This is a genomic window from Neisseria sp. RH3002v2g (assembly GCF_014596425.2).
Lineage (GTDB): Bacteria > Pseudomonadota > Gammaproteobacteria > Burkholderiales > Neisseriaceae > Neisseria.
Window position 1 is genome coordinate 372,928 of the sequence record NZ_CP110721.1, and the last position, 18,703, is coordinate 391,630.

Sequence of the window (18,703 nt, forward strand, 5' to 3'; positions counted from 1 at the left end):
GTTCAGACGGCCTTTTATTGCTTTAATTATAAGGCTGACAAGGCCTGATTAAAGGTTGCGCTTGGACGCATCGCTTGTGCAGCTTTTTCAGGATTGGCCGCGTAGTAGCCGCCGATGTCGACCGCTTTGCCTTGTACGGCAGAGAGTTCTTCAACGATTTTGGCTTCGTCGGCAGTCAAAGCGGCCGCCAACGGTGCAAATGCGGCTTTCAGTTCGGCATCTTTGTCTTGCGCTGCCAATTCTTGCGCCCAGTAGAGGGTGAGGTAGAAATGGCTGCCGCGGTTGTCGAGTTCGCCTGCTTTGCGTTTGGGCGATTTGTCGTTCAACAGCAGTTTTTCGGTGGCTGCATCCAAAGTGTCGGCGAGGACTTGGGCTTTGGCGTTGCCAGTTTTTTGCGCCAGATGTTCAAACGATACGGCGAGTGCGAGGAATTCGCCCAAAGAGTCCCAACGCAAGTGGTTTTCTTCGAGGAATTGTTGGACGTGTTTCGGTGCGGAGCCGCCCGCGCCGGTTTCAAACATGCCGCCGCCGTTCATCAATGGAACGATAGACAGCATTTTCGCGCTGGTGCCGAGTTCCAAAATCGGGAACAGGTCGGTCAGATAATCGCGCAAGACGTTGCCGGTTACGGAAATGGTGTCTTCGCCGTTTTTCAGACGACCCAAGCTGAACTTGGCGGCTTCTTCAGGCGCGAGGACGCGGATGTCGAGGCCGTTGGTATCCAGTTCGTCAAGATAGGCGTTGACTTTGGCAAGCAGGCTTTTATCGTGCGGACGGTTTTCGTCGAGCCAGAACACGGCGGGTGTGTTGCTCAAGCGGGCGCGGTTGACGGCGAGTTGTACCCAGTCTTTGACGGGCGCGTCTTTGGTTTGGCACATACGCCAGATGTCGCCTGCTTCAACGTCGTGCTGCATCAGGACTTTGCCCGCTGCATCAATGACTTCAACCTGACCGTCGGCTTCGATTTCGAAGGTTTTATTGTGCGAGCCGTATTCTTCGGCTGCCTGCGCCATCAGACCGACGTTGGGCACGGTACCCATGGTTGTCGGATCGAACGCGCCGTGTTCGCGGCAGAAGTCGATGGTTGCTTGATAAACGCCTGCGTAGCTGCTGTCGGGAATCACGGCTTTGGTGTCTTGCGCTTTGCCGTCTTTGTCCCACATACGGCCGGAATTGCGGATCATCGCGGGCATGGAAGCATCGACGATGACATCGCTGGGAACGTGCAGGTTGGTGATGCCTTTGTCGGAATCGACCATCGCCAAATCAGGGTTGGCAGCGTAAACGGCGGCGATTTCGGCTTCGACGGCAGCGCGAGTGTCCGGATCCAGTTTGTCGAGGTTGGCAAGCAGGTTACCGAAGCCGTTGTTGACGTTGACGCCTGCTGCAGCCAGTTTGTCGCCGAATTTTTCAAAGACGGGCGCGAAAAATACTTTGACGGCGTGTCCGAAGATAATCGGGTCGGACACTTTCATCATGGTGGCTTTCATGTGCAGCGAGAACAATACGCCTTTTGCTTTTGCGTCTTTCACTTGTTCGGCAAGGAAGGCGAGCAGGGCTTTTTTGCTCATTACGGTCGCGTCGATGATTTCGCCGGCTTTCAGGGCGACGGGCTCGCGCAACTCTTTTTTGTTGCCTTGTTTATCGGTGAACACGATGGATACGGAAGTTGCATCGGGTACGGTAACGGATTGTTCGTTATGGAAAAAGTCGCCGCTTTGCATGGTGGCAACGTGGGTTTTGGAGTCTTTCGTCCATGCGCCCATGCTGTGCGGATTTTTTTTCGCAAAGTTTTTCACCGCTTTCGGCGCGCGGCGGTCGGAGTTGCCTTCACGCAAAACGGGGTTGACCGCGCTGCCTTTGATGCGGTCGTAGCGTTCGCGTACGGCTTTTTCTTCATCGGTTTGCGGGTCGGCGGGATAGTCGGGGACGGCAAAGCCTTTTGCCTGCAATTCTTTAATCGCGGCAGTCAGTTGCGGTACGGACGCGCTGATGTTCGGCAGTTTGATCACGTTTGCATCGGGCTGTTTCACCAGTTCGCCCAACTCAGCAAGCGCATCGGGTACGCGCTGCGCTTCAGTCAGGTATTCGGGGAACGCCGCCAAAATACGGCCGGAGAGAGAAATGTCGCTGGTTTTGACATCAATGTCGGCGTGGCGGGTAAACGCCTGCACAATCGGCAACAGGGATTGGGTGGCCAATGCAGGAGCTTCGTCGGTGTAGGTATAGATAATGGTGGATTTAGTCATGGGTTCATTCTCTATGTAGGTTAAGTTTTTCTTTTCGGGCACATCGCGAGATGAAATGTGCTAAGCCTATTATGGCATATTTCGGCGGATTTGGTTGTTGTTTTGATGTTATTGTTTTTTAAGTTGCGGAAAAGAAAAAGGCCGTCTGAAAAGACAGCCTAAATATAAGGACTTATCCGATAATCAAAACGGCATTGCTGCCGCCGAAGGCAAAAGACGAGCTGGCGGCAATGCGTTTTTCAGACGGCCAGCGGCTGTCGCCGTCGGTCAAAGCGATGTTGGGTAGCTCAGAATCGGGTACATTGTCCCATTGTTGGGGTGGCAGTTTGCCTTCCGGATTGTATTGGCGGTTGACCATCAACCAGGCAAACGCGGCTTCGATTGCACCGGCTGCGCCCAAAGTATGGCCGGTGGACGGCTTGGTTGAGGTGCAAAAGGTGTGGCTGCCAAATACTTCGGCAACGGCCCGGCTTTCCATGCTGTCGTTGTGCTGCGTGCCGGTGCCGTGCAGATTGATCCAGCCGATGTCTTTCGCTTTCAAGCCGGCTTTATCCAAAGCGGCCTGAAAGGATTGGGCTGCACCCAAACCGTCGGGGCGGGGCGAAGACATATGGTAGGCATCGCTGCTTGCACCGTAGCCGAGCAACTGCATTTCGCCGTCAAAATCGGCATCGCGCGTCATTACAAAAAATGCGGCCGCTTCGCCGATATTGATGCCGTTGCGGTTGGCAGAAAAAGGCTTGGCGATGCCGTCTGAAAGCACTTCCAAAGAAGCAAAACCATTGATCGTCAGCGGAGAAAGCGTATCCGCGCCGCCGCAAATCACGGCATCACACAATCCGGCACGAAGCAATCGGGCTGCGCTAATGAGGGCGCGTGCGCCGGAAGTGCAGGCGGTGGAGACGGTATAGCGCAAGCCGTCCAAACCGTAAACTTGGGCGATAAATTCGGAGGGCGAAGCCATGGTGTGTTGCAGCTGTTTGAATGGAACATCCGTCCATGCACCACCTTGGACAACGTGTTGGAACAAAGGGATATTTTCGTCTGCGCCACTGGTGGACGTACCGGTTACGACAGCGACCCTTTCTTTGCCGTAACGGGCAATGGCCGTCTGAATCAGTCCGTCTATTTGCGAAAGCGCGTGCAGGATAAGCTGGTTGTTGCGGCTGCGATGCGCTTCGGGGATGCTGTTAGGCAGAGGCATCAGGGTTTCTTTAACTGCACCGAAAGCATGCGTTTTGCCTTTTACCCATTGGTCTGAAAAAGTCAGGGGGGTGTTTTCAGACGGAGTGAGTAAGGCATCGGCATGAACTTGCAAGCCGCTGCCCAATGCGCTGGTCAGTGCCGGACGGCTGAGATAAACAGGAGTATTCATGAATTAGTCTTCTGCAATCGGGCTGACCGTCCAGAAAGTTTGGTCGGGGAAGCCGATGAGGAATTGTTCGGAATGGTGGGCGACACACCACAAATCACGCTCGCGGTAGCTGAACACCGCGCCTTTGCCGTCAGGGCAGAAGCCTTGATGGGAGGCGTTTTGTTGGCGTGCTTCAGGGTAAAGCGTGGCGGCGTGTTCGGCGGCCAAAAGCGGCAACAAGGCGGCAAACAGTCGGCGCGAACTAGCATTGGGCATCACAAAGCCGTCATTTTTCCAGCCTTTGGTGCTGACTGATTGACGAGATACCGGCGCACCCAGTGCATCGGTTTGGACAAATCGGATGCCGTCTGAATGAGGCTCGACTGCCAAGAGATTGGTTTGAACGGTTTGCCCCGCCGCATTAGTTTGTTCAAGTTTGAACCATTGGCCTTCTTTGGAAAGCGGCGGCAGCGTTTGCGGATGGGGGAGCGAGGTCGCGCATGCGGAGAGCAGCAGTGCAGCAAGCAAAGGGATAAATCGCATAAGGTTTTATCTATCGGTCAAAATATTTAATGGTATGGATGAAGTTTCAGACGGCCTGTTCTGTTTTCAGTCTAGGCCGTCTGAAATACATTCGTCCTTATTCTACCTTCAAATCGCCCACCAATGCGGCAAGTGTGGACAAGCGTTGCTCGGATTTTTCCACGAATGGATTATCCGTATCCCAAGCGTAGCCTGCCAAAATAGACGAAATCATGCGGCTGATTTCAGGACTGCGGTTGGGCGCGTAGATGGCATTTTGGAAGCGGAAATCGTACCAACCGTTTACATAAGTGCGGAACGCGTTCACGCCGATCATCAGTTGGTCGGCAAATTCGGTTTGCCAATCGGCAGCTTCGCCTTTGAGCTGCTTGCCCAACAAATCGGCAGCCAGTTTGGCAGAGTGCAGGGCAATGGTTACTCCGGAGGAGAAGACTGGGTCGAGGAATTCGGCGGCGTTGCCCAAAAGAGCAAAATGTTTGCCGTATAAGGTTTTCACGTTGGCGGAATAGCCTTGGATAGAGCGGAACGGAAAGTCGTTTTCCCAAACGGCTTTATCTAAAATTTCCGCCAGCATCGGGCATTCGTACACAAATTTTTTCAACACGGCTTCTGATTCGCCGGCCAGTTTGTCGGGCGTGCCGACAACGCCGATGGAGCAACGGTTGTCGCCGAAAGGAATCAGCCAAATCCAGACATCGCGATGTTCAGGGTGCGTGTTGATCAGGATTTTATTGCGGTCGAATTTCGGGCTGGTGATGTTGTCGTCGATATGCGTGAAGTGGGCTTGGCGCGGAGGCAGCTCGGACGGACTTTCCAAATCTAAAAGGCGGGGCAGGACGCGACCGTAACCGCTGGCATCCAAAACGAATTTGGCAGTCAGTTCATAGTTTTCGCCTGTATCGGTCGCAACGCTCAAACGTGCCACATTGTCACTGTTGTCAAACGCGGTTACGCCGTGTCCGAAGCGGACATCGACGCCTTGTTTTGCCGCTTCATCAATCAGGATTTTGTCGAAGATGCCGCGGCGCACTTGATAAATAGTACCGGGGCCGTCTGAAAATTTTTCAGTAAAGTTGAAATCTGTGTAACGGCTGCCCCATGAAAACGCAGCACCGTCTTTAAATTGAAAGCTGGGCTCGGCATGCACGGCATCGGCAAAACCGGCTTCTTCCAACATTTCCATGCAATGCGGCAACAGGCTTTCGCCGATGACAAAGCGCGGGAAATGTTGTTTTTCCAATACGCAAACTTTAAAGCCTTGTTTGTTCAGCAAAGCGGAAGCAACCGAACCTGAAGGGCCTGCGCCGATAACGGCAACGTCAAATTCTACGGACATTTGAAAATACCTTTGATTTTAATGATAAAAAATGTTTAAACTAGCGTCTGAAGTTTTTCAGACGACCTCTTACAACGTGACGATAGAAGTTGAAAAAAATATCGCTTCAACTTCAATCGCCTTCATCTTTTGTCTAATTTTTCAACAATGTGCCTGCCAGCCAAATATTGAATGCCACACCGATGGTAACCGTCATGCCGAACGCGGCAACAGCGGGCGTGCTGCTGATGGCGAGCAGGGCAAAGGAAATGGCTGTTGTCGCAGCAGCAAGCAGCATACCGCCTAATTTTGCCGGCGCGCTGTGGTGTGCGGTGGCGGCATAGACGGCATAGTCCACGCCGATGGCGGACACTAAAAGCAGGCCGAACATGGCAAACAGGCTGACGGGAATGCCGGCCAAACCGAGTACAGCAACGGTGCAGATGGCTGCGGCCAGCGGTACGGCAAGGATTTTGCTGCCGCGTTTGAAGCCAAACATTTTCCACAAAAGCAGCCATGCCAACGCATAGGAAGCCAGTTTCAACCATGCGGCCTGATTGCGCGTGTGGTGGAAAAGCTCGTTTAAGTGGGCGCGTTTGTCTGCCCAATGTATGCCGGAGACGTGTTGCGCCACGGAGCGTACGGCGGCTTCATCGGTCATGCCGTTCAAACGCACGACAGCAGCAAAACGGCCTGGTTCCACTTCGCCCAAATACAAGGAACGCCAAGCCTCTGCCAAATCGGTATTCAGGCCGTCTGAAAGCGATAATGGTTGTGTGTCGGCAGCTTGCAGCAGGGCATCGCGTACTGTTTTGCGCGGAATACCGATTTCTGTGAGTGGTTTCCAGCTATCAGGCAATTTGGTCAATTCACGCAGGCGGTTTTGCAGTTTTTGCTGTTCCGTTGTCGGCAGGATGAATTGGTCGGGCGATTGGATGCCGGAAAGTTTGCCTTGCGCGATTAAGGGCTGCAGGGCGCGACCGAGTTCGGCGGTTTTCTTCAACAGGGCATCTTCGCTTTGTGCTTCGGCCACCAAATATTTGCCGCCAAAATCCGTGCCGCTCAACTGGCCGATTTGTTGTACTTCGGCCAACATCGCGGTCGGCATATTGACCCATTGACGGATGTCGTCACGCCAGTCGCTGCGCCACAGTCCGACTGCCAGCAAAATTCCGCCCACGATTAACCATCCGCGTTTGTGCAGGCGGTTTTTCAGACGGCCTGACAAGGAATAGAGCTTTTCGGTTAATGCGGCAAAAGGCACGGTTTTGGCACGGTAGCGGCGAAACAGCGGCGGCAGCCATAAAACGGTGGCACCAAACGCGCCAAATAAGGCAAAGCCTGAAAATACGGCGGTTTGGCGCAGTACAGGCAAAGGGGTGAACCACAGCAGCGCGTAGCCCAAGACGGTAATCGTCAGGCTGACGGCAAAGCTCGGCAAGACATGTTTTATTGCCGATTCGGCCTGCCAAACGGTCTTTTCAGACGGCCCGAATACCGACGGCGCAAGCCAGTGCAACGGGAAATCCACCAACATGCCCACCAAGCTGGTGCCGATGACGATGGTCAGGATATGCACTTCGCCGAAGGTTAATAATGCAACTGCCAATCCGGTCAACATACCGGCTGCCAGCGGCAAGGACAGCAAAAACAAGCGGCCGCTGCGGAAGACCCACAACAGCAGCGTAAAGGTCAGCCCAAGCCCGACCATGCTCATCAGCCGGCTTTCTTTTTCTGCGGCTGCTTTGGATACGGCGGCGAACAATGCGCCGCCTGCGCTTAAGGTTTCCGCGCCGTTTTCCGAAGCGATTTGACGGCTTTGCGCCATCAGCGGCAAGAGGGCATCGTTGCCGGAAAATTGATCGCCGCCGGCGAGCCGTCCGCGCAAAAATACCCAAGTTTTGCCTTGGTCTTCGGCAAACAGCATGCCGTTGTCCATATCCCACTGCAAACGGCTTTGCGGATTGGCTTTGTCGGCAACAAAGCGTCCGAAGCCCAGCCAGTCTTGTTCTAAAGACAAAGGGGAGGGGGCGGCAAACGGATTGGCAGCGGCTTCTGCGCGCGCTTGAAAATAGGCTTGCGGCTGCTCAAACAGCAGGCGGATTTCGTCTTGCGGCAAAACCGCCAAGCCCAGTTTCTGCATATCCGCCCGCACTTTGTCCAAATTCGGCGTCATGCTGCTGTCGACTTGTTCAAATACGCCGCTCTTGCGCCATGCGTCGGTAATTTGTGAGGCCGTCTGAAAAGCGGTTTCGGCATCGGTACTGCCGGCAAGCAAAATGACTTGCGAATTGAGCTGTGCTTCTGCGGCTTTATCCGCGGCCGTCAGTAAGGCATCGGGTTGCTGCTCGCTTGGCAACAACGCGGTCAAATCGGTTTGAATGCGCGCTTGTGAAGCAAAGGCATAAACCAAAAACAGGGTAAGAAACAGGATAAGGGCAGTATAGAGGCGGTTTAGGAGGCGAAGATTCATCGTTCAGACGGCCTTTTGCAAATGCTGCTGTTGGTGTGTGGAATCAGTAAAAGTACAGTAAATTAAATCAGATTATTATTATTTTGTCAGTTATTAGATAGTTTGTCGGTCTGTTAAATCATTGGGCTTGAGCGAGCCGAAAAACTGCCATTGCGGAGCGGGGGCTTTTCCCTGCCAAACGCAGGCAAGTGCCATCGTATCCGCCAAAATCGCGCTTGTGCCGCGCCAATCGGTTTGCTTTCCGGCACGTAAACCGACGGGTTGTCCTGAATCGAAAATATAGCCGACCGATTTCATGTCTGACGGGAAATCCAAATTTGCCGCTTTAATCAAGGCTTCTTTGAAACACCACAATCGGTAAAACGTTTCAGACGGCCAGTTTGCCGTTTCCAAAAAGTCTTGTTCTTCCTGCGTGCAGACCAAAGCCGACAGCGCTTTGAAATCACGCGGGCGGATACATTCGATATCGATACCGGCTGTTAAGGGATGAGGCGCACACAATAAAGCGGCAAAGCCTTGGCTGTGGCTCAGCGATACAGTCGGTAAATCGGTTTGCTGTTTTAATGCGCGGCTGACTTGCCAGTCCTGACGCTGCGCCAGTTGCGGCGTGGCAGCCAAACGTTGTGAATCGGCTACGTTTAGAGAAGCATGGTCGTAGCAGGCGGCAAAAGATGGATCGGCCAGCAGACAGTGAAGGGGTGTCGTATCCATAAAATAGAAAAATGCCAAACTTCATCTTGAAGTCCGGCATTTTTGACATTGCTTAGTGGAAGCTGCCTTTCAAAACCACACGGCTGTTGAATGTAGCGATGTGGCATTCGTACTCGTTACCGCCTTTGGTTACTTTGTCAAAGTAGCTAACCAGATGAACGGATTTGGCTTTTTTGCGATGCGCAGTGCTTTGGAAGCGTTTAACCGCGCTCAAGAATGCGCGTTGGCAGGTTTCATCAGGGGTTTTGCCGACTGAGTTGGAGATTTGACGGGAAGTCAAAGTCGCGCCGGATGTGCTGCCGTAGTGAACGCGGATGCTAGGATCCAAAGCGGATTTGGCTTCGGCAGAGTTCAAAGCCACATCGACTTTACACATATAAATATCGTTTTGACCTTTGCCATTGACTTTATGTCCTTCACCCATGCTGCGGCAGGCAGAACCGGCGGCAGTTGTTTTTTGAGTAGAAGTTTGAGAAGAGGAGGTAGATGGTTGAGAATTGCCGGATTGTGAGCAAGCGGCAAGCATCAGGGCGGATACGGCAACCAAAGCAGAAAAACGTAACATACGGACTCCTTTATAATAAGGGGTGTGAAAAAAGGTTTACAGAAAACAAAATCATTTTAACATATATGAAAGCCGTATAAAAATAGGATGATGCAAAAAATATTATATTTTTATTTAAATGATTTCATGGTGTTAAGAAAGTTTAGGGCGGTAATGCTTGACGGAGGAGGGCAGAAAGCGTATATTGCGGTCTTCCTTAGGAGTAATGGCTGAGAGGCTGAAGGCACTTCCCTGCTAAGGAAGCATGTGGGGTCAACCTGCATCGAGGGTTCGAATCCCTCTTACTCCGCCAAATATGAAAGACACCGTTTATACGGTGTCTTTTTTATTATCCGGAATTTCTTGAAATCTAAGGCCGTCTGAAAGTGTGAAATGAACGATTTGATTATTCTAAACAAGCCTTATGGCGTGATTTGCCAGTTTTCTGCACATGAAAAACATCCGTGCCTTAAGGATTTTGTCGAGAAACCGGGATTCTATCCGGCCGGACGTTTGGATACGGACAGCGAGGGTTTGCTGCTGCTGACCAATAATGGCCGTTTGCAGGCGCAGATTGCCGACCCGAAATTCAAGCAGGTCAAAACTTATTGGGCGCAGTTGGAGGGTTCTCCTGATGAAGCCAAATTGGATTTGTTGCGCCGTGGCGTAGATTTGGGCGATTTTGTGACCCGTCCAGCCGAGGTCAGGGTATTGGAAGAGGGGGAGGCAGATGTTTTATGGCCGCGCGTGCCGCCGATTCGCGTGCGTAAATCCGTACCTGATTTTTGGGTGGAAATCAAAATTTCGGAAGGGAAAAACCGCCAAGTGCGAAGGATGACGGCGAAAGCAGGCTTTCCATGTTTACGCTTGGTCCGCGTGGCAATAGGCCGTCTGAATCTGTTTGATTTGAATTTGGAATTGGGACGATGGCGGTTTGCGCCGCATCGTCCTTAAATAGGATGAATAAAGGCCGTCTGAACTATTCAGACGGCCTTTTGTTATGGAAAAATCAATGATGTGAATGACCGATTTGGAAGGTCAAAGTGGTGTAGTTCGCCTGCTTTTGGCACACGCTTTGATCGGGGAAATCGGCTTTGTGTTCTACGCTGGCTTTCCAGAAACCTTGGCGCAATGGAATGATGCTGACTTCGCCTTTGTCATCGGTGGTATCGGAGAAAGCTTGGGCTTCGGTTTTATGGGTTTTGCTGCGGTCGCTGGTGTCGAAGCCGTCAAATGTAGCAGTAACGGTAGCGTTAGGCAGCGGCTCGCCATTGAAGAGGACACGGACTTTGAAGCGTTCGCCGACATGGACGTTGGCAGGGTTGTCCAAAGGTACGATTTCCAAATGTTGGCCGACTTGTTTGGTGATGATGGCGGTATCTGCGCTTTCGTGGCCGACATTGACGATGTTTTTACCGAACATACGGGTTTGTTCGCAATAGCTTGCATCAGGCATTTCTTTGATGCTTGCCTGCTTCCAACCTGCGCTGTTTTTAGACCAGAAAGTCGGTTGGTATTCGGCGGTTACCAAATAGCTGCCGTCTTTGACCGGCAGTTTGCTGCGGTATTGGTAATTGTATGTGCCTTTTTGAATCATGTTTTCTTTACCTTTTTCAGTCACCAGTTGCATGGGTTTGCTGAAAATGTGCAGGCGGTCTTTGGCGATGGGCTCAAGCTCCGGGAATTCGCCGTAGCCCAATTCGGCTTCAAGGTATTCGCCGCCATGTGTGTGGGCGGTTTCAACCCAAACGCGATGGGCGTGTGCGGCAGTGCTGAACAGGAAGGCGGATGCGATAAGCAAAGCGGTTTTTTTCATGATTTCTCTCCGATTTTCGATGTGTAGAAAAGATAGAATAAAGTAGTTCGTTATAATATAACAAAATTATTTAAATTTAAAGAGAGGCCGTCTGAAAACTTTCAGACGGCCTTTTAGCTGATTGTTTTTTGAATCGGATTATCAAAACGGTTTAGTCCCCGTCACGACAGACGTCAATCGCTTCCTGCAAACTGCTGACGCCGTAGATTTTCAGGTTTGGAAACTCTTTGGCATTGCGCGGCATATTGGCTTTGGGGACGATGGCGCGTTTGAAGCCGAGTTTTTCCGCTTCTTTGAGCCGCTCTTGTCCGCGTGCGACGGGGCGGACTTCGCCGCTTAAGCCGATTTCGCCGAAGGCAACCATTTTTTCGGGCAGCGGGCGGTTGCGGAAGCTGGAGAGCATGGCGAGGATGACGGCGAGGTCGGCGGCGGGTTCGCCGATTTTGACGCCGCCGACGGCGTTGAGGAACACGTCTTGGTCGAAGCAGGCGATGCCGCCGTGGCGGTTGAGGACGGCGAGCAGCATGGCGAGGCGGTTTTGTTCGAGGCCGACGGTGAGGCGTTTGGGGGTGAAGCCGTGCGCATCATCGACCAATGCCTGAATTTCGACCAAAAGCGGGCGGCTGCCTTCCTGCGTGACCAAAACGCACGAGCCAGGCGTGTCGTCTCGGTAGCTGGCGAGGAAGATGGCGGACGGATTGGATACGCCTTTTAAACCGTTTTCGGTCATGGCGAATACGCCCAGTTCGTTTGCCGCACCGAAGCGGTTTTTGATGGCGCGTATCATGCGGTAGTTGGAATGTTGGTCGCCCTCGAAATACAGCACGGTATCGACCATGTGCTCCAGCACGCGCGGGCCGGCAATCGCGCCGTCTTTGGTAACGTGTCCGACCAGTATCATGGCGATGCCCATTTGTTTCGCCATGCGCGTCAGTTGGGCGGCGCATTCGCGCACCTGCGACACGGAGCCGGGGGCGGAAGTGATTTGGTCGGAATACATGGTTTGGATGGAGTCGATAACGACGACTTCGGGCTGATGCTGTTTCAAGGCCGTCTGAATCGCTTCCATGCGGATTTCGGCAAGCAGGTTCACGCCTTCGGTGGGCAGTTCCAAACGTTGTGCGCGCAGGGCGACCTGTTGGGCGGATTCTTCACCGGAAACGTACAGCACTTTGCGGCTTTGCGCCATTTTGGCGATGGTTTGCAACAGCAGCGTGGATTTGCCGATACCGGGGTCGCCGCCAAGCAGGATGACCGCGCCATCGACCAAACCGCCGCCCAATACGCGGTCAAGTTCTCCCATGCCGGTCGGATTGCGTGGCACTTCGGTCGCGGTAACGGCGGAGAGGGATTGGACGGTCGAGGTATCCGCCGCCCAAGATTGGAAGCGGGCGTTTTTCGGCTCGGGTGCGGCCAGGCTTTCCTGAAGCGTGTTCCACTCGCCGCAATGCGGGCATTTACCCTGCCATTTCGGGGAAGTACCGCCGCATTCGGAACATTGGTAGATGGTTTTGGGGGCTTTTGCCATGGTGTTTTCCCTGTGGAATATTTGATGTGTGAAAAGGTCGTCTGAAAACAATCATATCGTTTTCAGACGACCTTTTTTATTGAGAAATAACAGGTTTATTTCTTACTGTCTTTATCTGCATCTTTTTTCGGTGCAGGTTTTTTCGCTGCCAAGCCCAAAGATTTTTGCCATTCGGCTGGATTTTTCACTAAGTCCAAGGCTTTGCGGAGCTGATCGTCTTTGGCCGGATTGGGAATGCGGCGGCTGGAGATATCTTCGTCTTTGTCTTTTTTAGACTTATCTTTATCGGCTTTGGTTTCTGTGTTGGCAGGCGTTTCGTTGCTGCTGTTGACGTCTTGGCCGCCCAGCGGATTACCGATATGGCCGACCAAATCGGCTTCGCGGCTTTCAAAGGCGCGGTCTTTGTCTTTAACTTCAACGTCAGGGACAATGCCTTGCGCCTGAATCGAGCGGTCGTTTGGCGTGTAGTAAAGGGCGGTGGTCAGTTTGACTGCGCTGCCGCCGGAAAGCGGAATCAGGGTTTGCACTGAGCCTTTGCCGAAACTTTGTGTGCCGACGACGACGGCGCGTTTGTGGTCTTGCAATGCGCCGGCAACGATTTCGGAAGCGGAAGCAGAGCCTGCGTTAATCAGGACGGTCATAGGAATGGTTTTCAGCTCGGCAGGCAATCCGGCCAACGGGTCTTTGCCGCTGGTGGTGATGTAGTCTTCGGCTGTTGCTTTGAGAACCATGCCTTCTTTTTTGTTGCGGCCTTTGGTGCTGACAACGGTTACGTCAGGTTGCAGGAAGGCTGCGGATACGCCGACTGCACCGTTGAGCAGGCCGCCCGGGTCGTCGCGCAAGTCGAGGATGATGCCTTTGAGCGGACCTTTGTTTTCTTTGACAAGGGCTTGTGCGGCTTCGTTGAGTGCGGCAACGGTGCGCTCTTGGAATTGGGAGACGCGGATGTAGCCGTAGTCTTTTTCAAGCAGGTGATGGCGCACGCTTTTGACTTTGATGATGGCGCGGGTCAGGTTGACGACGATGGGTTTGTCGGCATTTTTGCGTGAAAGGGTCAGGGTGATTTTGGTACCCGGTTTGCCGCGCATTTTTTTGACGGCTTCACTGACGGTCAGGCCGCGCGTAGAGGTATTGTCGATTTTGATGATGAAGTCGCCGCTTTTCACGCCGGCGCGTTCTGCAGGCGTATCTTCAATCGGGGCAACGACTTTGACGAAGCCGTCTTCTTGTCCGATTTCCATGCCCAGGCCGCCGAATTCGCCGCTGGTGGATTCTTTCATTTCGGCATAGCCTTTTTTGTCCATATACTCGGAATGCGGATCGAGATCGGACACCATGCCTTTCATTGCGCCTTCAAAGAGCTCGGCGTCGGGTTTGTCTTGGTAATAGTTGGCTTTGATTTGGCCGTACACTTCTGCCATGGTGCGGATGGTCTGCACGGGCAGGGCCTCGTTGTCTTTTTTGTCTTTTTCGGCGGCAAAACTTTGTACACTCAGACTGAGGGCGATGCCGCTAAATGCGCCGAGAGTGTAGATTGCAACTTTTTTCAAAGTGGATTTTGTTGACATTCGTTTGACTTTCTTTTTGTGTACGGTAAGCAAAGTGGTTTTTGTTTTCTCTGAACCCGTTGACTTTATGTGATTTAAACGCTCGGAACAATAAGTTTAAGGTAAAAGTTTGTTGTTTAATGTGCTGAACAGGCGTGAAAATCGTGTTTTATTGTAGTTTATGATGAAAATTCAGACGGTCTGGAGGGAAAATTCACTCAGGCCGTCTGAAGCATCAGTTAATCCATGAAAGCGGATTCATGACTTGTCCGTTGTAGCGGACTTCAAGGTAAAGGCCGGTTTCGCCCGACGGCAAAGTGCCGCTGGTGCCAATCTTGCTGTCGGCATTGACGGCGTAGTTTTGGGCGATGTCAATTTCGCTCAGGCCAGAGTAAATGCTGACATAGCCGTCGCCGTGGTCGAGAACGACTACTTTGCCGTAGCCTTCAAGCTCGCCGGCAAAAGTAACCGTGCCTGAGGCAATGCTGCTGACCGGGGCCGGAACGGTATTGTAGAACACGCCTTTCCAAACTTCGCCATCGCCGCGGTCTTGACCGAACAGGCCTGCCAATGTGCCGTTGACCGGTTTTTTCAGACGGCCTTGCATACGGCTGAAGCTGTTGGCGTTGCTGACGGTCAAGCCTTGGGTATTTGGGGCTTGCAGTTTCATGTCTTCGTCAGTCAGCGTGGACATGGCGGCGCGTTCGGCTTCGGCTTTTTGTTGGGCGGCAGCCTGCTCTTTGCGGGCTTTTTCAGCAGCGGCCAAACGGGCTTCGGCGGCTTTTTTACGCGCTTCGGCTTCGGCTTTGCGTTGCTCGGCTTTGCGTTTTTCCAAATCTTTCAAGAGATTGTTGAGGCGTTGCTCGTTTTCTCTGTGGTTGATTTTCTTTTGTGCTTCTTTGGCCATCTGCGCGTTTTGACGGCGGCTTTCGGCTTGTTCGGCGGTATTGGTCACGCCTTGTTGACGCAACGAGGCTTGGATGTTGGCTTGCAGTTTTTTCAGATAAGCCAATTCATTGTTGATTTTTTGCTCTTGCGCTGCCAGCTCTTTTTGTTGTTTTTCCAAGTCTCTCATGACTTGGTCGTTGGCGTTGTTGATATAACGCGTGTAACGCAGGAAGCGGGTTTTTTGACCGGCATCGGCGTTTTTCAGGAAGAGGGCAACCGCGTTGGGTTGGCTGTTTTTATAGTTGCCGGACACAAAGCGCGAAATTTGGGCGCGCGTGTTGGAAACTTCGGCTTTCAACTGGTTGGCATCAGCATTGAGTTTTTGGAATTTTTCCCATGCATCGCGTTGTTTGCGGTTGATGCCGGAGAGGTTGTTGCGTGTTTGTTGCAGCTGTTTGAGCGTGGCATTGACATGGATAATGAAGCCCTCGTTGCGTTTGGCAAAGGATTTCTTGCTTTCCATTTCGTTGGCAGCGGCAGTCACGGCTGCTTTGAAATCATTGTCGGCTGAAGAGACGGCTTTAGGCTCAGCTTTAGGCTCGTCTTTTTTGTTTTGCTCTTTAGCTTTTGTGTCTTTTTTAGCGTCTTTTTTATCTTCAACAGCTTTTTTGGCAGGCTCTTTGGCTTTGGTTTCTTTGGTATCGGCCTTTTTGTCTTCGGCTGCTTTTTTTACTGGTTCTTTGGATTGACGCTCTTTTTTATCCTCAGCCGCTTTTTTAGCAGGCTCTTTGGTTTTGGTTTCTTTAGGTTCTGCTTTTTTTATGGGTTCTTTGGCTTTACTGTCTTTTTTATCTTCAACAGATTTTTTGTCTTGTTCTTTGGCTTTGCCGGATTTTGCAGCTGCGGCTTTTTTGTCTTTTACCGTTTCTTTAGGCTCTTCGGCTTTGCGGTTGGCCTTTTTATTGTCGGCAGCGGCTTCGGCGGCTTTAGCCGGTTTATTTTTGGATGAAGCGCGTTCGTTCTTGTCGGCGGTTTCCTTCTCTTTGGAGGCTTTAACTTTAACCGCTTTTTTGTCTTCCTCTTTTTCTTTTACTACTTGTTTTTTTGGGGTTTCTTTTTTGACATCCGCCTTGGCGGCTTCTTTCTCTTTTTTCACGGGCGCAGCTTTTTTGACGGCGGCCGCTTTTTCTTTCGGCGCGTCTTTGGCAGCATAGGTTGGCAGGGAGAAGCTGAGCAGCAGGGCGAGGATGAGGGGTTTGTAACGCATGGTTCGATCTTGCTATTAAAGTAGGAACAATAGGACGGATTATACTGTCTGTCAGGCCGTCTGAAAATAATATTGGGTTGCAATATGAACGAACGGTCTTATATAGTAATGATGGAGTAGGCGGATATGATTCTGCCTGCCTGAAAACTAACAGTCTGCATTGACAGGATATTATGAAAAAATATTTATTAGTAGTGTTGGGCGCCATGATTTTGGCGGCTTGCGGTAACGATACCGATAAAATCGGACGCGCCAGTACGGTGTTTCATATGTTGGGTAAAAACGACCGTATTGAAGTGGAAGGTTTTGATGATCCTGATGTGCAGGGGGTTGCCTGCTATATTTCGTACGCGAAAAAAGGCGGTTTGAAAGAAACGGTCAATCTGGAAGAAGATGCCAGCGATGCATCGGTTTCCTGCGTGCAAAGTGCGGAAGTCATCCGTTATAACGAGGCTGCGGTTTTGAAACCGCGACAAGTGTTCAAACGCAGTGCTAGCATAGCATTTAAGAGCCAGCAGATTATCCGCTACTACGATCCGAAACGTAAGTCTTTCGCTTATTTGGTGTACAGCGATAAAATCGTTCAAGGTTCGCCGAAGAACTCTTTGAGTGCGGTATCGTGTTTTGCCCATGCGAAAACCGATACGCCGGTACCGGCAGGCGGCGCGGTTTACGGTGCATGCGTGGTGGACGCGCCGATTTCTGACGGCCAAAAATAATAAAATCAGCTTAATAGATTAAGAAGAATATGAATTTAGCCAACCATTTCCTGATTGCCATGCCTCATATGGACGATCCGTTTTTTACGGATACGGTCATTTATGTGTGCGAACACGATGAAGAAGGTGCGCTGGGCATCATCATCAACAAGCCTTCGCCGATTACAATGGACATGATTTTTGCCGCCGCCGACCGCAATATCCCGTTGCGCCTGCAACATGAAAACGTGATGATGGGCGGGCCGGTTCAGATTGAGCGCGGCTATGTCGTGCATACGCCGATCGGCAGCTGGCAAAACAGCATGGTGGTTACCGATAACGTCGCGCTGACTTCTTCGCGCGATGTGATTGAAAACTTGTCTAAAGAAGGTGCGGTGGATAAGGCTTTGATCAGTATTGGTTATTCGAAATGGGGCAAAGGGCAGTTGGAGCGCGAGCTGGCAGAAAATGTTTGGCTGACCGTCCCTGCGGACGAGCATATTCTTTTTGATGTGCCTTACGAACTCCGTTATGCCGCCGCTTTTGAAAAATTGGGTGTCAATCCGAACGCCTTGGTTTCAGGAGTCGGCCATGCCTGATGCACCAAAAGGTACGGTTTTGGCCTTTGATTTCGGCGAGGCGCGTATCGGCGTGGCGCAGGGCGACGCTGAGTTGGGTATGACTCATCCGCTGGCGACGGTAACCGGCAACAGCAACGATGAAAAATTCGAGGCCATTGCCAAGCTGGTCAAAGAATGGCAACCCAAGTATTTTGTGGTCGGCCTGCCGACGCATACTGACGGCATGGAGCATGAGCTGACCCGTTTGAGCCGCAAGTTTGGCCGCCGTTTGCACGGACGTTTTAACTTGCCGGTTTATTGGGTGGACGAAAGGATGTCTTCCCTATACGCGGAAAGCCTGCTTGCGGAAGCCCAAGTATTTGGCCGAAAACAAAAATCCGTGCTTGACCAAGTGGCGGCACAGGCGATTTTGCAAGGCTTTTTTGAAGGTGGAGCGGCCGAGTATTTCAATGGCCGCGAAGAATAACGTTATTGATTATTAGGCCGTCTGAAACCGGATTTCAGACGGCCTTGGTTTTGTTACGACTTTGGGATAAAAGAAGTTTAGTTTGGTTAAGCCTGATTTTTTCCGGTATAAATTTTGCTACACTCCGCTTTCTTTTTTTAGACATAAACACACACAAGGAAAAAGTCATGGCTCTCATGGACAATCTTTTGAATGCAGCTACCCAAATGTTGGGTGGCAACAGCGAAAACGGCGCACAAGGTTCTCTGACCGATATGGCAATGGATTTGGTTAAACAGCAAGGCGGCGTGGGCAACCTGATCAACCAACTGCAACAAGGCGGTTTGGGTGATGCCCTGAGCAGCTGGGTGTCCAATCAATCCAGCAACCTGCCTGTATCCGGCAGCGACCTGCAAAATGCGTTGGGCAGCGATACCGTAAACCAAATCGCGCAAAAATTCGGCGTGGATGCCGGCCAAGCAGGCGATTTGTTGGCAAAAGTGTTGCCAGACTTGGTCGATAAAGCGACGCCTAACGGCACGGCTCAAGATGCGGATGGCTTCGGCTTGGACGACATCGCTTCTATGCTGCTGAAAAACTTTATGAAATAATGAGTTGAATCCTTATGATAAGGCCGTCTGAATCCGTTCGGACGGCCTTATAACTTTTGGTTTACGGTAAATAACCAATTAATCTTTTTCTAACAAAAACGAATGGCTTATCATGCCCACTTCGTTTTATTAC

Annotated in this window: 16 protein-coding genes and 1 tRNA gene; 6 read left to right on the top strand and 11 right to left on the bottom strand. The window is 51.7% G+C overall.

Features of this window, described 5'->3' with window-relative positions:
- Window positions 1-26: 26 nt before the first annotated feature.
- The 7 genes from BBP27_RS01750 to BBP27_RS01780 form a co-directional block, all read right to left on the bottom strand.
- The gene (locus BBP27_RS01750; RefSeq protein ID WP_188212196.1) at window positions 27-2,249 is read right to left on the bottom strand and encodes an NADP-dependent isocitrate dehydrogenase; all 2,223 of its coding nucleotides are present in this window, start codon (window positions 2,247-2,249) and stop codon (window positions 27-29) included.
- A gap of 172 nt (window positions 2,250-2,421) precedes the next feature.
- Complete coding sequence (locus BBP27_RS01755) at window positions 2,422-3,624, bottom strand: beta-ketoacyl-ACP synthase (protein ID WP_188212195.1); 1,203 nt, start codon at window positions 3,622-3,624, stop codon at window positions 2,422-2,424.
- Between the two features lie 3 nt (window positions 3,625-3,627).
- A complete protein-coding gene (locus BBP27_RS01760) occupies window positions 3,628-4,146 on the bottom strand; it encodes a hypothetical protein (protein ID WP_188212194.1) in 519 nt (172 codons plus the stop codon).
- 97 nt (window positions 4,147-4,243) lie between these two features.
- Window positions 4,244-5,482: an NAD(P)/FAD-dependent oxidoreductase gene (locus tag BBP27_RS01765; protein ID WP_004520074.1), complete on the bottom strand. Its 1,239-nt coding sequence runs from the start codon at window positions 5,480-5,482 to the stop codon at window positions 4,244-4,246.
- Window positions 5,483-5,615: 133 nt separating this feature from the next.
- Window positions 5,616-7,934 carry an MMPL family transporter gene (locus BBP27_RS01770; RefSeq protein ID WP_188212193.1) on the bottom strand — a complete coding sequence of 773 codons (2,319 nt, stop codon included), beginning with the start codon at window positions 7,932-7,934 and terminating at the stop codon, window positions 5,616-5,618.
- 93 nt (window positions 7,935-8,027) lie between these two features.
- Entirely contained in the window at window positions 8,028-8,645 is a 618-nt protein-coding gene (locus tag BBP27_RS01775; RefSeq protein WP_188212192.1) for a 4'-phosphopantetheinyl transferase family protein, read from the bottom strand.
- Window positions 8,646-8,697: 52 nt separating this feature from the next.
- Window positions 8,698-9,210 carry a hypothetical protein gene (locus tag BBP27_RS01780; protein ID WP_223168965.1) on the bottom strand — a complete coding sequence of 171 codons (513 nt, stop codon included), beginning with the start codon at window positions 9,208-9,210 and terminating at the stop codon, window positions 8,698-8,700.
- 199 nt (window positions 9,211-9,409) lie between these two features.
- On the opposite strand from BBP27_RS01780, the gene BBP27_RS01785 reads away from it, so the two are divergent.
- Together BBP27_RS01785 and BBP27_RS01790 are read left to right on the top strand one after the other, a co-directional pair.
- A tRNA-Ser gene (locus tag BBP27_RS01785) sits at window positions 9,410-9,502 on the top strand.
- Between the two features lie 80 nt (window positions 9,503-9,582).
- A complete protein-coding gene (locus tag BBP27_RS01790; RefSeq protein ID WP_188212191.1) occupies window positions 9,583-10,143 on the top strand; it encodes a pseudouridine synthase in 561 nt (186 codons plus the stop codon).
- Window positions 10,144-10,198: 55 nt separating this feature from the next.
- On the opposite strand, the gene BBP27_RS01795 is transcribed toward BBP27_RS01790, so the two are convergent.
- The 4 genes from BBP27_RS01795 to BBP27_RS01810 form a co-directional block, all read right to left on the bottom strand.
- A complete protein-coding gene (locus BBP27_RS01795) occupies window positions 10,199-11,005 on the bottom strand; it encodes a DUF4198 domain-containing protein (protein ID WP_003685136.1) in 807 nt (268 codons plus the stop codon).
- A 151-nt stretch (window positions 11,006-11,156) separates the two neighbouring features.
- Window positions 11,157-12,533, bottom strand: coding sequence for a DNA repair protein RadA (gene radA / locus BBP27_RS01800; protein WP_188212190.1), 1,377 nt, complete (start codon window positions 12,531-12,533; stop codon window positions 11,157-11,159).
- Window positions 12,534-12,628: 95 nt separating this feature from the next.
- A complete protein-coding gene (locus BBP27_RS01805; protein ID WP_188212189.1) occupies window positions 12,629-14,101 on the bottom strand; it encodes a S41 family peptidase in 1,473 nt (490 codons plus the stop codon).
- A gap of 214 nt (window positions 14,102-14,315) precedes the next feature.
- The gene (locus BBP27_RS01810) at window positions 14,316-16,235 is read right to left on the bottom strand and encodes a murein hydrolase activator EnvC family protein (protein ID WP_188212188.1); all 1,920 of its coding nucleotides are present in this window, start codon (window positions 16,233-16,235) and stop codon (window positions 14,316-14,318) included.
- A gap of 173 nt (window positions 16,236-16,408) precedes the next feature.
- Here BBP27_RS01810 and BBP27_RS01815 point away from each other — a divergent pair, with 173 nt between their 5' ends.
- The 4 genes from BBP27_RS01815 (at window position 16,409) to BBP27_RS01830 (ending at window position 18,570) form a co-directional block, all read left to right on the top strand.
- Window positions 16,409-16,954: a CreA family protein gene (locus tag BBP27_RS01815; RefSeq protein ID WP_188212187.1), complete on the top strand. Its 546-nt coding sequence runs from the start codon at window positions 16,409-16,411 to the stop codon at window positions 16,952-16,954.
- A 29-nt stretch (window positions 16,955-16,983) separates the two neighbouring features.
- On the top strand, window positions 16,984-17,532 hold the full coding sequence (locus BBP27_RS01820; RefSeq protein ID WP_003747325.1) for a YqgE/AlgH family protein: 549 nt from the start codon (window positions 16,984-16,986) through the stop codon (window positions 17,530-17,532).
- Window positions 17,525-17,980 carry a Holliday junction resolvase RuvX gene (gene ruvX / locus BBP27_RS01825; RefSeq protein WP_188212186.1) on the top strand — a complete coding sequence of 152 codons (456 nt, stop codon included), beginning with the start codon at window positions 17,525-17,527 and terminating at the stop codon, window positions 17,978-17,980. The genes BBP27_RS01820 and ruvX overlap by 8 nt, the downstream gene beginning before the upstream one ends.
- A gap of 167 nt (window positions 17,981-18,147) precedes the next feature.
- Window positions 18,148-18,570, top strand: coding sequence for a YidB family protein (locus BBP27_RS01830; RefSeq protein ID WP_003684921.1), 423 nt, complete (start codon window positions 18,148-18,150; stop codon window positions 18,568-18,570).
- Window positions 18,571-18,703: the final 133 nt, after the last annotated feature.